This window comes from Bradyrhizobium sp. DOA1, from assembly GCF_001593325.1.
Classification (GTDB): Bacteria; Pseudomonadota; Alphaproteobacteria; order Rhizobiales; family Xanthobacteraceae; genus Bradyrhizobium.
This window is the reverse complement of the sequence record NZ_JXJM01000001.1, coordinates 7502919-7516749: the sequence shown is the minus strand read 5'-3', so window position 1 is coordinate 7516749 and position 13831 is coordinate 7502919. Positions and strand designations below refer to the sequence as shown.

At 65.1% G+C, this 13831-nt stretch carries 17 protein-coding genes; 10 read left to right on the top strand and 7 right to left on the bottom strand.

What is annotated here, in order from left to right; all coding sequences use genetic code 11:
- Nucleotides 1–579 (top strand): polysaccharide biosynthesis/export family protein (locus SE91_RS34745; protein ID WP_061851474.1); only part of this gene is annotated, 579 nt, incomplete at its 5' end.
- A gap of 141 nt (nt 580–720) precedes the next feature.
- Here SE91_RS34745 and SE91_RS34740 read toward each other — a convergent pair.
- The 3 genes from SE91_RS34740 to SE91_RS34730 form a co-directional block, all read right to left on the bottom strand.
- Entirely contained in the window at nt 721–1395 is a 675-nt protein-coding gene (locus SE91_RS34740; RefSeq protein ID WP_061850829.1) for a dienelactone hydrolase family protein, read from the bottom strand.
- 245 nt (nt 1396–1640) lie between these two features.
- Entirely contained in the window at nt 1641–1976 is a 336-nt protein-coding gene (locus tag SE91_RS34735) for a hypothetical protein (protein WP_060738034.1), read from the bottom strand.
- 24 nt (nt 1977–2000) lie between these two features.
- The gene (locus SE91_RS34730; protein WP_061850828.1) at nt 2001–2765 is read right to left on the bottom strand and encodes an alpha/beta fold hydrolase; all 765 of its coding nucleotides are present in this window, start codon (nt 2763–2765) and stop codon (nt 2001–2003) included.
- 339 nt (nt 2766–3104) lie between these two features.
- Here SE91_RS34730 and SE91_RS34725 point away from each other — a divergent pair, with 339 nt between their 5' ends.
- A complete protein-coding gene (locus SE91_RS34725) occupies nt 3105–4199 on the top strand; it encodes an HD-GYP domain-containing protein (protein ID WP_008540302.1) in 1095 nt (364 codons plus the stop codon).
- 137 nt (nt 4200–4336) lie between these two features.
- Here the strand turns inward: SE91_RS34725 and SE91_RS34720 are convergent, their stop codons facing one another.
- The gene (locus SE91_RS34720) at nt 4337–5917 is read right to left on the bottom strand and encodes an AMP-binding protein (protein ID WP_061850827.1); all 1581 of its coding nucleotides are present in this window, start codon (nt 5915–5917) and stop codon (nt 4337–4339) included.
- A 234-nt stretch (nt 5918–6151) separates the two neighbouring features.
- Nucleotides 6152–6562, bottom strand: a complete 411-nt coding sequence (locus tag SE91_RS34715) for a VOC family protein (RefSeq protein WP_061850826.1) — start codon at nt 6560–6562, stop codon at nt 6152–6154.
- A 124-nt stretch (nt 6563–6686) separates the two neighbouring features.
- Between SE91_RS34715 and SE91_RS34710 the strand changes: the two genes are divergently transcribed.
- The 3 genes from SE91_RS34710 (at nt 6687) to SE91_RS34700 (ending at nt 8381) form a co-directional block, all read left to right on the top strand.
- Entirely contained in the window at nt 6687–7661 is a 975-nt protein-coding gene (locus SE91_RS34710; protein ID WP_061850825.1) for a Bug family tripartite tricarboxylate transporter substrate binding protein, read from the top strand.
- 22 nt (nt 7662–7683) lie between these two features.
- A complete protein-coding gene (locus tag SE91_RS34705; protein ID WP_349541303.1) occupies nt 7684–8010 on the top strand; it encodes a DUF3551 domain-containing protein in 327 nt (108 codons plus the stop codon).
- 92 nt (nt 8011–8102) lie between these two features.
- Complete coding sequence (locus SE91_RS34700; protein ID WP_061850824.1) at nt 8103–8381, top strand: DUF3551 domain-containing protein; 279 nt, start codon at nt 8103–8105, stop codon at nt 8379–8381.
- A 12-nt stretch (nt 8382–8393) separates the two neighbouring features.
- On the opposite strand, the gene SE91_RS34695 is transcribed toward SE91_RS34700, so the two are convergent.
- Nucleotides 8394–9635: a S1C family serine protease gene (locus tag SE91_RS34695; protein WP_061850823.1), complete on the bottom strand. Its 1242-nt coding sequence runs from the start codon at nt 9633–9635 to the stop codon at nt 8394–8396.
- A gap of 202 nt (nt 9636–9837) precedes the next feature.
- Here SE91_RS34695 and SE91_RS34690 point away from each other — a divergent pair, with 202 nt between their 5' ends.
- The 4 genes from SE91_RS34690 to SE91_RS34675 all read left to right on the top strand — a co-directional run bounded on the left by SE91_RS34690 (nt 9838) and on the right by SE91_RS34675 (nt 12210).
- Nucleotides 9838–10455: a hypothetical protein gene (locus SE91_RS34690; RefSeq protein ID WP_061850822.1), complete on the top strand. Its 618-nt coding sequence runs from the start codon at nt 9838–9840 to the stop codon at nt 10453–10455.
- Nucleotides 10442–10816 carry a winged helix-turn-helix domain-containing protein gene (locus SE91_RS34685; protein WP_061851472.1) on the top strand — a complete coding sequence of 125 codons (375 nt, stop codon included), beginning with the start codon at nt 10442–10444 and terminating at the stop codon, nt 10814–10816. Before SE91_RS34690 ends, SE91_RS34685 begins: the two co-directional genes overlap by 14 nt.
- Nucleotides 10817–10846: 30 nt before the next feature.
- Nucleotides 10847–11587, top strand: coding sequence for a di-trans,poly-cis-decaprenylcistransferase (locus SE91_RS34680; protein WP_061850821.1), 741 nt, complete (start codon nt 10847–10849; stop codon nt 11585–11587).
- Nucleotides 11588–11724: 137 nt separating this feature from the next.
- Nucleotides 11725–12210: a Crp/Fnr family transcriptional regulator gene (locus tag SE91_RS34675; RefSeq protein ID WP_060738031.1), complete on the top strand. Its 486-nt coding sequence runs from the start codon at nt 11725–11727 to the stop codon at nt 12208–12210.
- Here SE91_RS34675 and SE91_RS34670 read toward each other — a convergent pair.
- Nucleotides 12149–12976, bottom strand: a complete 828-nt coding sequence (locus SE91_RS34670) for a metallophosphoesterase family protein (RefSeq protein ID WP_061850820.1) — start codon at nt 12974–12976, stop codon at nt 12149–12151. The two genes, SE91_RS34675 and SE91_RS34670, sit on opposite strands and share 62 nt — an antisense overlap.
- A 157-nt stretch (nt 12977–13133) precedes the next feature.
- Between SE91_RS34670 and SE91_RS34665 the strand changes: the two genes are divergently transcribed.
- Nucleotides 13134–13826 carry a DNA-3-methyladenine glycosylase I gene (locus SE91_RS34665; RefSeq protein WP_061850819.1) on the top strand — a complete coding sequence of 231 codons (693 nt, stop codon included), beginning with the start codon at nt 13134–13136 and terminating at the stop codon, nt 13824–13826.
- Nucleotides 13827–13831 lie beyond the last annotated feature (5 nt).

Genomic DNA, 13831 nt, shown 5'->3' with positions numbered 1-13831 from the left:
CAGCCGGTCGTCGTTGCCAACAACGGCGGTGGTGCCATCGCGGCGCTCAGCAATTCCTTTGCCGCTTCGCCTGCGCCCGTGCCGGTCGGTTACGCCGCGCCGATGGTGGTGCGCAATGGCGCCTCCTACCATCTCGACGCCGGCGACAGGCTTCGCGTCGTGGTCTACGGCCAGGAAGGTCTCACCAACAGCTATGCGATCGACACCGGCGGCTCCATCACCATGCCGCTGATCGGCGCCGTGCCGGCGCGCGGCCGCACCACGGCAGGGCTTGCCGGCGAGATCGCCGCACGTCTGCGCAACGGCTACATCCGCGAGCCTTCGGTCGCGGTCGAGATCGAAGCCTATCGCCCCTTCTTCATTCTCGGCGAGGTCCTCGCGCCCGGCCAATATCCTTACGTGCCGAACATGACGGTCGAGAGCGCAGTCGCCATCGCCGGCGGCTTCTCGCCGCGCGCCAAGCGCGACATGGTCACCGTCACGCACACCGAAAACGGCGGTGCCATGCGCGCCGTCGTCCCACTCGGCACGCCGCTGGCGCCGGGCGACACCGTGTTCGTCGGCGAGCGCTGGTTCTAAGGCTTCAGCCCAATTGTCACCTCCGTCATTCCGGGGCGCGACGAAGTCGCGAGCCCGGAATCCATAACCACGATCGGGAGTATGGGATTCCGGGCCTGCGCCTCGCGGCGCATCCCGGAATGACCGGGTGAGTTGCGCACGCTACTTCTGCAAATGCTTCCCAAAAAATTCCATGCTGCGCGGCCAGGCGATGTCGGCGCTGGCCTTGTCGTAGCTGGCACGCTCGTCGCAATGGAAGCCGTGCTGGGCGCCCGGATAGACGAAGACCTCGACCTCGGGCCGCTTCGCCTTGATGGTCTCGACGTCGGTGAGCGGAATGCCGGCATCCTTCTCGCCGAAATGCAGTTGCGTCGGCACCTTCGGCGTCTCGTCGGCGAAGCGCACGACCGCGCCGCCGTAATAGCCGATCGCGGCCTTCAGCCCCGACAGCCGCGTCGCTGCGACGAAGGCGATGCTGCCGCCGAGGCAAAAGCCGATGATGCCCACGGGGCCGACGCTCTTCACGGCATCGATCGCGGCCTGCGTGTCGCGCAGCATCGCGGCCCAATCCGGACTCGCGACGAACTTGCGCGCTTCGGCGATCTCGTCGGGCGAATAGCCCGACTGGAAGTTCGGCGAGGTCCGGTCGAAGATCGACGGCGCGATCGCGACATAGCCTTCCCCGGCGAGACGGTCGCAGACCGAGCGGATGTGGTGGTTGACCCCAAAAATCTCCTGGATCACCACCACCGCGCCTTTCGGGCTGCCTGCGGGGTCGGCGCGATAGGCGCCGAACTGGAAATTGTCGGAGGCGGTCAGCTTGATGTCTTGTCCCACGCGGGTTGTCCTTCTTGGTTGGTCTTCGATTAGGAATTATGCGCGCTCAACAAACTCGTCATGCCCGGGCTTTGTCCCGCCTGCGCGGCCGTAGCCGCTTCGGCGCGGCGAAGGCCCGGGCATCCACGTTCTTGGTGCCGCCCGAAAGATCGTGGAGGGCCGGGACGCGCCCGGCCATGACGTTGTGGCAACTTCAACGCAGGAAAGCGCGGATACGATTTCCCGGCGACCCGAAGAGCCTCCACTCACTCCCACATCCAGTTCTCGCCGTAATCCTCCTTCCATCCTGCCAGCCGTCCGTGACGGAATTGCAGGAACAGACGGTGGCGATAGGGGATCAGGCCGCTGCCGCCGATGTTGCGAAGCGCGAGATAGATTTCGTTGCCGGGACGTCCCCGCACATATTGCAGCGGCTGTCCGAGGGCGCGCGCGGTCTGATCGGCATCCATGCCGAAGGCGAGGGGAACGTTGTTGGACAAGGTGTTGACGAAAGGCTGGCGCGCCGGCACGGCGCCGAACGGCTCGGCCTGCGCCGATATCGACAGCAACATCGCGCCCGCAGCCAGCATCGCCCGCTTCATCGCCAACATCCCTGCTTGATCGGCCTATTCCGGCAAGTTCTTCAGGAAAGGCGTGACGGCGTCAACAAAAGCCTCGGGCTGATCGATGTTGACGGCGTGTCCGGCGGCGGGGATCACGACCTTTTGTGCGCCGGGAATCTTCACCGCCATGTAGTCGGACGCCGCCAGGAACGGGGTGTCGTCGGCGCCGACCACGATCAGGCTGGGCACCTTGATGTCCGGGAGTAGCTCGATCACGCGGGCATCGCGCTGGGTCAGCATGCCGCGCGCGGCGAGCGCCAGCCCCCTGGCGTTGCGATGGCTGGCGGTGGCGCGTTCGCGCGTCGCCGATTTCAGGACGTCGAGGCCCTCGCGGTCGAGCCTGTCGGCGGTGGCGAGCGCCCGCGCGTTCCAGGCCTCGCGCGCGTCGTCCTTCTTGAAGCCGGGGCCGGTGTCGATGATCAGCAGCGCGCGGGCGCGCTCCGGATGCACGCGATAGAACGCGAGCGACATGTAGCCGCCGAGCGAGAGACCCCCAATGACGGCGCGCATCGCGCCCACCGCATCGAGGATCGCCGCCATGTCGCCGACGGTCATGGCTTCACTGTAGGCGCCGGGATCATCGGGATAATCGGACTGGCCATGGCCGCGCATGTCCCACAGGATCAGCTTGTGATGCTTCGCGAGCGCATCGACCTGCCCATGCCACATCGCTGAGGTCGAGGAATAGCCATGGGTCAGAAGCAGCGGCGGCCCATCGCCATGAACCTCGTAGTGAATCCCGACGCCGCCCCGATCGATCTTCGGCATGGTTTTCTTCCCTCTTGTTGTTTCTTGCTGCGTCAGCCGGCCCTTACGCGCGCACGGCCCTCGCAATTTGCCTCTCAAGGCATACCCCAACCGGTGCCTTGTGCCACCCCTTCCAGGCATGATCGAACGTCAGAAAAAATCCTTGTCTTATCAATGACATCTCTACTGTGCATGGGGTTGTTTTCGACGTCGATTGGGAATTACCCGCCGTCAAACTCCCTAAAATTGCAGGCAATTCCCGCAGGTTCCATTGAGCACGCCTCTTAAGGGCCGGAGAACCTGATCCGGCTTAGGTTCGAGGCAAATATGTCCGTGCTCTCGGTATCCTTTGGGGAAGTCATGACCGCCTCAGCCAAATCCGCCGCCAAACGCCGGCTTCTGCTCGCCTCCGACCGGAGCGACGAGAGCAGCGAGCTCGCCAGCATCCTGAAGGCGGTCGGCGACGTCTCGACGGTGACGACCGAGGACCTCCCCGAGAAGCCGTCGCGTGATCTCTCCGGCCTCGTCGTCGACATCAATCTGCGTTCGCCCGAGAGCGTGCAGCGGGTGCGCAACAAGCTGCGCGGCGATGCATATCGTTCGATGCCGCGGCTGTTCGTGCTCGCCGATGCCCTGCATCACGGCACCATGCAGGCCTGGGCGCTGGGCGCGACCGACACCATCTCGCGCCCGCTCCAGGCCGACGCCATCCTTCAGCGCATCCGCTCCGCCTTCCCGGACACCGCCACCTATGACGCGACCGACCGCGGCAAGACGCTCAACCGCGGCGTCGAGGCCGCGCATGGCGTGCTCGCCAAGATGTTTGAGAAGCTTCCGCTCGGCGTGCCCCTGACCTTCGACGACGTCATCGCCGCCGAGAGCAAGATCCTGAAGGCGATCAAGCATTCCTCGCTGCGCGAATGGCTCACCACGGTCGGCTGTCACCATGTCGGCAGCTACCGGCACTGCCTGTTCGTCACCGGTTTCGCCGTCGCCTTCGCCCAGCATCTCGGCATGCGCGAGGACGACCAGCGCCGCCTGACCCGCGCCGCGCTGCTGCACGATGTCGGCAAGGCCTTCGTTCCCGCCGCGCTGCTCGACAAGCCCGGCAAGCTCACCGACGAGGAGATGGCCGAGGTCCGCCAGCATCCGCGTCGCGGCTATGACGCGCTCGCAGCCCAAGGCGGCTTCCCGCCGGAGATGCTCGACGTCGTCCTGCATCACCACGAATTCCTCGACGGCTCCGGCTATCCCAACGGCCTGTCGTCGAACCAGATCAGCGACATCGTGCGCCTGACCACGATCGTCGACATCTACGCCGCCCTGGTGGAGAAGCGCGCCTACCGCATGCCCTTCACCCACTCCCGCGCTTTCACGATGATGGAAGGCATGGGCGGCAAGCTCGACCAGCAATTGCTGCAGGCGTTCCGCCCGGTGGCGCTGGGGTCGTTTTGAAGCAGCATTCTCTCCTGCCGTAGGGTGGGCAAAGGCGCGCTTTTCGCGCGCCGTGCCCACGTTCATCGCATCGGAGACTTTTGGTGGGCACGCTACGCTTTGCCCACCCTACGGCAGTGTGCCGTTCCGCGACGCTGTCATCCCACCATCTTCCGCAGCTCCGCCTTCGCTACCTTCTCCAGCGTCGAGCGCGGCATGTCGTCGACGAGCCTGATCTCGCGCGGCACCTTGAAGTCGGCAAGGCCTTTGCGGCAGGCTTCCATCACGCGGTCCTGCAGGTCGGGCGCGGCACCCGCGACGCCGTCTTGCGGGATGATGAAGACGACCGGCACCTCGTCCAGCATCGGATGCGATTTCGCCACCACGGCCGCCTCGCGCACGCCCGGGACGACCGCGATCACCTGCTCGATCTCGGAAGCCGCGACGTTCTCGCCGCCGACCTTCAGCATGTCCTTCGCGCGGTCGCCGAACTTGATGTAGCCGTCTTGAAGGCGCTCGACGCGGTCGCCGGTGAGGAAGAAACCGTGCTCGTCGAAGCTCTCGCGCGTCGCCTTCTCGTTGTGCAGATATTCGGCGAACAGCGACAGGCCCGGGATGCCCTTGATCGCGAGATTGCCGGTGCCGCCGACTTCCGTCGGCCGGCCGTCGTCGTCGGTGATACGGATCTGATATTCCGGCGCGGCGCGGCCGATCGACATCGGGATGTTGGGCTGGTCGATTTCGCCGACGATGCCGTGGGTGATGGTTTCGGTCATGCCCCACCAGCCGATCATCTTAATGCCGAACGCGGCAAAGGCCGGCGGCTCGTTGATGGCCGTGCCCCACAGACGGAATTTGTGATCGTTCGGAATCTCCTGTTCGAGCAGAGCCTTCATGCAGAACGGGATGGTCGAGGTCCAGGTCGAACCGTGCTCGCGCGCGACGCGCCAGAACCGGCTCGCGGAGAAGCGCGGCTGGATCACGCAGGTGGCGCCGACCCACAAGGTCGCCAGCATGGAATAGGCCAGCGCATTGGTGTGGAACAGCGGCAGGTAGGTCTGGTGCACGTCGCCGGCATGCAAGTCTTCGTGCGCGGCGTTGATCTTGGCGCCCCACAGCGCGTTGGCGTGGGTCCACAGCACCGCCTTCGGGCGCGACGTGGTGCCAGAGGTGTATTGCACGCTGCATGGCGCGAGCGGATCGGCTGGACGCCTCGGACGGTCGGCACTGTCGCCGAACAGGGATTCGAAACTGTCGCCGCGCGCGGCCGCCTGTGCAGGCGCCACTCCCGCATCATGCGAGGTCACCGCCATCCAGCGAATGTTGCGGCAGCTCTGCGCGACAATCTCCGCAAAGGCCGGCTGCGTGATTGCAGCGACCGCGCCGCAATGATCTGCGAAATACGCGATTTCGGCCGGCGCCGAGCGGGTGTTGGTGGTGACCGCAATGGCGCCTAGCTCGACGCAGGCGAACCAGGCCAGCATGGCCTCGATGCAATTGTCGAGATGGATCAGCACATATTCGCCCGGCCGGACGCCGCGTTTTGCGAGGCCCGCGGCAAGCGCGCCGACCCGCTCGTGGAACTCGCCATAGCTCCAGCGCCGCGCCGGCGCATCGAACGGCGCCCAGATCAGGAATGGATGTGAGCTGCGCACCTCGGCGCGCATCCTCAACAGCCAGGGCACGTCGAGCCCGTCGAACGGACCCACGATTCCGGCTTCTTGCTGTTGAATGGGCATGTGTCCTCCCGTGCAGCCTGCATCTTGATGGCGGCTGCCTTATGATTATTGCGTCTTCCTGCCACCGGATGGGGTAGGGAGCAAATCGGGGGGCGTACGCGGCAGTCCGCGCTCTCTCCCCGTCATTGCGAGGAGCCCTTGCGACGAAGCAATCCAGACTGTTCCCGCGGAGGCAGTCTGGATTGCTTCGCTTCGCTCGCAATGACGGTGTCTGAGGCGAGCCCCTCCCGCCCGTCAATCCTCATACGACGAAATCTCGATCAAGCTGCCATCGGGATCCCGGCAGTAGACCGAGCGCAGCGTGCCGCGGGCCCCTTGCCTCGGACCCGGCCCTTCCTCGATCGCAACTCCGTGTGCCTTCAGATGCGCCACCACCTCGTCGGGTGTGGCGGAGGTGAGGAAGCACAGATCCTCGGCGCCGGCGGTCGGATGGTCGGCGGTGAACCACTCCACCCTGTCCGCATCGCGTTGCCGGACGTTGATCCTCTGGTTACCGAATGTGAGGAAAGTCCGCGGCGCTTTGCCGCCGCCCGGATCGAATACCTTGACTTCCATGCCGAGAATCTTGCGGTACCACTCCGCGGTCGCCGCGACGTCGCTGACATTGATCACGAGATGATCCAGGGCGTGAACCTTGACCGGCATGCCTTATCCTTTCGTCGTGGCGCGCTCCGCGCACTTTCCGCACTCCGCAAGCTTTGTTACAACCCCGCCGACGCCGCTTTCAAGACACCGGCCTTTCAAGAACAACACTGGGAGAACCCTTGAGATGATCACTCGCCGTACCGCGCTGGGCCTGCTCGCAGCCAGCCCGCTCGCAGCCACCCCGCTGTCGAGGGCCCTTGCCGCCGATTATCCGGCCCGCCCCGTGAAATGGGTGGTCGGCTATCCGCCGGGCGGGGCCACCGACATCCTGGCGCGGCTGATCGGCCAGCGGCTGTCGGAAAAGCTCGGCCAGCAATTCGTGATCGAGAACAAGCCGGGCGCGGGCAACAACATCGCCACTGAATCGGTGATCAACGCCGAGCCGGACGGCTACACGCTGCAGCTGGTCAATCCGGCCAACTACATCAACGCCTCGCTCTACAAGAACCTCAAGTTCAACTTCGTGGAGGATATCGCGCCGGTCGCCTCGTTTCAGCGTGTGCCGAACGTGATGACCGTCAACAAGGACGTGCCGGCTAAGAACGTCGCCGAGTTCATCGAATACGTGAAGGCCAATCCCGGCAAGGTGAACATGGCCTCGTCCGGCAACGGCACCTCGGTGCATCTGTCCGGCGAGATGTTCATGGCCATGACCGGCTGCAAGATGCAGCACGTGCCCTATCGTGGCGCGGCGCCCGCGATTACCGACATGCTCGCGGGCCAGGTGCAGGTGATCTTCGACAACATGCCTTCGATCATCCAGCACATTCGCTCGGGCTCGCTGCGCGCCATCGGCGTCACCACGACGGAACGCTCGCCGCAGCTGCCCGACGTGGCGCCGATCGCCGACACCGTGAAGGGTTATGAGGCGAGCGCGCTGTTCGGCATGGGCGCGCCGAAGAAGACGCCGAAGGAAATCATCGCCAAGCTCAACGCCGAGGTCAACGCGGTGATCAAGGAGCCCGACATGGCCAAGCGTCTGGTCGAGCTCGGCGGCGAGCCGCGGGCGCAGACGCCCGAGGCGTTCGGCGAGGAGATCAAGGCCGAGACCGAGAAGTGGCGGAAGGTCGTCGATTTCGCCGGTCTGAAGGTCGAATAGACCGGATAGCAACCTTGCGGCCTTGCCGACGTTTTCCGGAAGAGACTTCATTCCCGAGGCGTTCGGCAAGGAGCCGCAGATGCGCAAGGCAATGCTCGCAACGATCGCGTTGGCTGGATTGGGTATCGGCAGCCTTGCCGGCACCGGTCCAGCTGCGGCCTATGATTATCCCTGGTGCGCCCAGGGCAAAGGCTACGGCTACCCCGGTGAATGCGCCTACCGGACCCTGCAACAATGTCAGGCCAGCGTCTCCGGGCGCCTGCTGACCTGCGGGATCAATCCGCGCGCGGCCTACAATCAGCAGCGGCCATCGCGGCGGTATCGGCATGACTACTACGCGCCATATTAGGAAGGCGAACCAGCTCGGCGATCCGGATAACGTGACTTGACGCAAGCTGGCTAAAAGAGGCGCTCTGTCCTCGTTGCACTGGAGGACGGACCGTGAGCAGGATTCAACTCGTTTTGGTGGCGCTGGCTGCCATGGGGCTCGCAGCCTTTGCCGGCGTTCCGCCGGCCGCAGCCCGCGACTATCCCTGGTGCGCCCAGGGCGGCGAATACGATTATCCCGGCGAATGTGCCTACAGCACCTATGAGCAATGCCAGGCCAGCGTCTCCGGCCGGCTGCTGTTCTGTGACCGCAATCCCCGCTTTGCCTACGGCCCGGATCGGCCGCCGCAACCGCCGCCGCACCGGCGCGCGCGGGCCGTCGCGCCGTACTGACGGTATGGCGGCCTACCGCTTCGCATCGGCTTGTTCCGTGGCATTGCACGAGATCAGCATCGTGTAGGCCCGGGCGTTGGCGGCGATGTCGGTCGTCTTCAAATCGCCCTTGGGCTCCGCGGTCTGGTAGGGCACCACCGAATTGTCGAGGAAGTCCCGCAGCGCGCCGGTCTTGATGGCGAAGTTGATGTTCTCGGGGATATTGCCGGTCGCGACTGCGATCCGCAGATTATCGAGTTTTGCCGTGACGACACCGACGATCTGCCCGGTGGTGTCGAACAACGGGCCACCGCTGTTGCCGGGCTGCACGGGCGCACTGATCTGCAGAAAACGCGAATCGTTGCGCATGCCACTCAGCGAGCTCACGATCCCGGTGGTCACGGTAAAGTCAGAGCTCAGCAGCCCGCGATAGGGAAAGCCGATCGCGACGACCGAGTCGCCGGAGCGTATCGAGCGGTCGCGGATTCGGGCAAATTCTTTGAACGCCACTGACGACGGCGCCTGTAAGAGGGCGAGATCGTTGGTTGCATCGCTCGATACAACGCGCAAAGCGACCGCGGCCTCACCGGTGAGATTGCCCTTGAGGTCGCTGCAGCCGTCGATCACGTGATGGTTCGTGACGACGTGCCCATTGCCGCTGACCACGAACCCGGTGCCACTCTTGGACTTGGCGGACTTGCTGGCCGGCGGTGACGCCGGCTTGTCCGCCGTGGCCGCCGGCTTCGCAGCACCCTTCGCGAAATCACCAGCCTTGCTGAGCCCATCGGCTTTGACTTTGTTGACGCAGTTCGCCAACGCCGTCACTACGGGACCGGTCGAGGCCAGGTTGAAGTTCAAAATGGTGCGGCCGCTCGTCGCGACCATCAGGCTCGCCTTCTGAAACGTCCGCACGACGTTGGGCGGCATCACGGAGGTGAGCATGTTCGGCTGATTGGCGGTGGCGAACAGCCGGGCCTGCTCCTGTCCGTCGAAGATGACGTCGATCGCGGCGTTCTCGCCCTGTTTGAAGCGGTAGTTCGGGCTTGCGAAAGCCAGCGTCCAGGTGCCGACAGAATTGTAGCCCACGACGAGGATGACGCCGTTCGCGTAAGGCGTCGTCGCCGCGCAATGCGAGAAAGCGCCGGTCTCATCATTGCTGAAGGCGCCGCCGATCCAGTTGCCGACATTGACACTGCCAAATGGGCCCGCGGCCTGCGCGGATCCAGCGACGCTCACCTGCAATAGGCACACAACAACAAACGACCTAAGCCACATACCAGCCCCCGGGAATGCTTTTGGATCCATCCTATCCGCCGGGACAGGTGCGGCGCAACCGCCAGTTGTCATCCCGGCTCGAACCGTCTGCCCCCGCATGAGGACTTGCCTTTACTTTGCAGTCGTATATACTTTGCAATACAAAGTTACGGGGCGAGCGGTCCCGGAAACGCTCGGTTGGAACGAGGTTTTGGCGTTGCCGATGCGCGATCTCGACAAGGCACTGGCCGACATCGTGGCGATCCGCAGCCAGATCGCGGCGGGCACCGCCTTCCGCGGCTACGGCCCGGCGACCATGGCGGCGACCGGTGCCGTCGCCCTCATCACCGCTATTCTGCAATTCTGGTGGCTCGACGATCCCACCGGCGAGCCGCTCGGTTTCTTCATCGGCTGGTTCGTTGCCGCCGCGCTCTCCGGGCTAATCATAGGGATCGAGATGCGCGCGCGCTCGCGCCGCCATCATTCGGGCCTCGCCGATGCCATGATCCACCAGGCGGTCGAGCAATTCCTGCCCGCCGGCGTCGCCGGCGTGCTGCTCGCGGTGGTGATGTGGAAGTTCGCCGCCGAGACGCTGTGGCTGTTGCCCGGTCTCTGGCAGATCCTGGTGTCGCTCGGCATCTTCGCCTCGGTCCGCTCGCTGCCGCGCAGCGTCGCGCTCGCCGGCGCCTGGTATTTCGTGTCCGGGTTCGCGGTGGTGGCGCTGGCGAGCCAGACCAAGCTGCTGTCGCCGTGGACCATGGGCCTGCCCTTCGTGATCGGGCAGTCGCTGATGGCGGCCATTCTATTTGTCGCGTCGGGAGACCATGATGTCGAAGTCTGACAGCGCGCCCTTCTCCTATGAAGGGCTGGACCGCGTGATCCACGAGAAGGCGAGGCTCGGCCTCATGACCTCGCTGATGGCGCATCCCAAGGGCCTGGCCTTCGCCGATCTCAAGCAGCTCTGCGGGCTCACCGACGGCAATCTTTCCCGGCACCTCGCCGTGCTGCAGGAGGCGGGCCTCGTCGAGGTGACCAAGGGCTACGAGGGCAATCGCCCGCACACGACCTGCCGCCTGACCAAGTCCGGCCGCCGCCGCTTCCTCGACTATCTCGCCGTGCTGGAGCGGCTGGTGCGCGATGCTGCCAAGGCCGCCGGCCGCGACGCGCCGCCGTTCGGACGCCTCGGCATCGCATCGACCTGATCATCCCCTTTTTTGACCGGAGACTTTGTCATGCAAAGTAACCTCGTAGCCCGCGACGACAAGCTTCACGTCGGCATCATCATGGACGGCAACGGCAGATGGGCGACACGCCGCGGCCTGTCGCGCGTGCGCGGCCATGAGGCCGGTGTCGAGACGATCCGCCGTATCGTCGAGGCCGCGCCCAAGCAGGGCATCGGCACGCTCACACTCTACGCCTTCTCCACGGACAATTGGCGCAGGCCCAAGGTGGAGGTCGCCGCGCTGATGACGCTGCTGCGCTTCTATCTCTCGAGCGAGGTGCAGAGCCTGGTCGAGAACGGCGTGCGCCTCACCGTGATCGGCCGCCGCGACCGCCTGCCCGACGGCATCGCCAGCGCGATCGCGCGTGCCGAAGCAGCTACCGCCGACGGCGGTAAGCTGCATCTGCGCATCGCGGTCGACTATTCCGCGCGCGATGCCATCCTCAACGCCGCGGCGAAGGCGGCGGCCTTGACCAGCCTCACCCGCGAAGCCTTCTCGCAGCTCGTCACGGGCGAGGCCGGATTGCGCGACGTCGATCTCATCATCCGCACCTCGGGCGAGAAGCGGCTGTCGGACTTCCTGCTCTGGGAGGGCGCCTATGCCGAGCTGCATTTCACCGAGCGGATGTGGCCCGAATTCGACGCGGGCGATCTCGCCGAGGCGCTCGCCGCCTTCCACGGCCGCGAACGCCGCTTCGGGGGCCTCCAGGCGATCATGCCCGAGGAGGTGCCGTCGCTCTCTCGCGCGTGAGACGCATCCGCCGCGCGAGTTGCCCGGCGCGTCGGCCGGGCTTGCAGGAGTCTGAGCAGCCGCGCATCGCGCTCGAAAAACGCTGCAAGCCTCCTCGGATCGTGCTCTACTGCCCGCTCGCGGCGGAGGTTCGCAACATGCGCGCAGTTCTGGATTATTGCAGCGGCGGCAAGGAGCGGCAGGTCGAAGCAGGTGCGCTTCTCGTCACCGAAGGCGGCACCAGCGGCCATCTCTACGTGCTGATGCAGGGCAAGCTCGAAGTGCTCAAGGGCGAGATGGTGGTTGCCACCGTCACTGAGCCCGGTGCGGTGCTCGGCGAGATGTCGGTGCTGCTGGGCCAGCCGCACACCGCCACCGTGCGCGCCTGCACCGATGCCGTCGTCTACGAATTCGAGGATGCCGCCTCGTTCCTCGAAAAGGAGCCCGGCGTGGCGCTGTTGATCGCAAAGATGCTGGCGCAGCGGCTGAATGCGGCCAACACCTATCTGGCCGATCTCAAGCGGCAATATGCCGGCCACGGCACGCAGCTGGCCATGGTCGGAGAGGTGCTCCAGAGCATGGTCAACCTGCCGCCGCGGGAGGTTTCGCCAGGCTCGGATCGGCAATCCGATCCAAGGATGTGAGCCAGTCGGGCGGCGCCGCGATCGCCGCGGCCGGCCGCTGCAGCGGCGCGTTCAGGTCGATCCATTGTGCTTCACCCGCGGCAAGCCAGAAGGCCTTGTCCGCATCGAGGTCCAGCACGATGTAGGTCGGCGGGCGAGCGGGCTGCAGGCCGGCGTTGAAGATCCAGGTCCGGTCCAACCGGTCGTACCATGATCCATCCTGGATGAAGGGCGATTGGTGCACATGGCCCGAGATTACCATCGATGGCTGGTACTGCGCGATCCAATGCACCAGCTCGACGTCGCCGAAGAATCGCTTGCCGCCCCAGCTCGTCGGTGACTCCGCCGGCGGGGCGTGATGCACCCAGATCCAGCGCTGCAGCCGGCCGGCAGCGGCGTGGCCGAGCTGATCGACGAGGCGCTGCCTGACCAGTGGCCCGTCCCACCACGGGCACACCGTGAACATCGCCTCGCCGATGACGAGGCTGTCGCCGTCGCAGCCAATGCCGATCTCGCGCACCTCCGAGATCCAGCGCGAGATCTTCTCGCCGTCGGCGTTGCGCTCGTCGAGGTCGTGATTGCCGGAGCAGAGGATCACGCGGGTCTGGGCGGCGAGCAGCGCGAGGTACTTCTTCACCACCACGATCTGGGCGCGGAAGTCCACGATCGAGCCGATGTCGAGCGCGTCGCCGGCGAAAATCACGAGATCGAATTGCGCGGCCGCGCTGACCAGCCAATCGAGCTGCGGCAGCGAATAATGCAGATCGGCCACGACCAGGCAGCGCATGGGACACGTCCGCGAGAGAGTGAAAATGTCAGGGATTCCGGACCAGATGAAGCAAGAAGCGGACCAGCATGGTCGATTTTCTCCGCGCAATCACCTCGGGACTGGACCGTTTTCTTGAATTCTGATGTCCTAGCCCGCCCCCAACACGGATCTCCGTATGCGCCCCTTCAAGACCATTCGTGCCCGCGCCGAGAAACGCAAGGGCGGGCCCAAGGCGCTGGAGACATTGATGCCGGACGAGCCCGACCTGAAGCGGCTGGCCAGGCTCGGCGATGACCGCATCCTCGCGGAAATGACCAGGCGGGTATTCTGCGCCGGCTTTGCCTGGAGCGTGATCGACACCAAGTGGGAGGGCTTCGAAGAGGCCTTCCTGCATTTCCAGCCGGCCAAGCTTAGCTTCCAGCCCGAAGATTATTGGGAAGGCCTGCTGCGCGATGTGCGGATCGTCCGCAACGGCGCCAAGATCATGTCGGTGCGCGACAATGCCGCCTTCGTCCAGGAGATCGCGAAGGAGCACGGCAGCTTCGGCAAGTTTCTGGCGCAATGGCCGTCGTCCGACGAGATCGGCCTGCTCGATCTCCTCACCAAGCGCGGCAGCCGGCTCGGCGGCAACACCGGCCAGATGCTGCTGCGCTTCGTCGGCTGGGACGGTTTTGTGACGTCAAAGGATGTCGTGGCGTGCCTGCGCGATGCAGGTCTCGACATCGCCGAAGAGGTGAAATCGAAGGGCGACCTCGCCAAGGTGCAGGCGCAGTTCAACGCCTGGGCCGAGGAGACCGGTCTGCCTTACACCCATCTCTCGCGCATCTGCGCATTGTCGGTCGGTGAGAACAGCAGCGAACAACGATGAAGCAA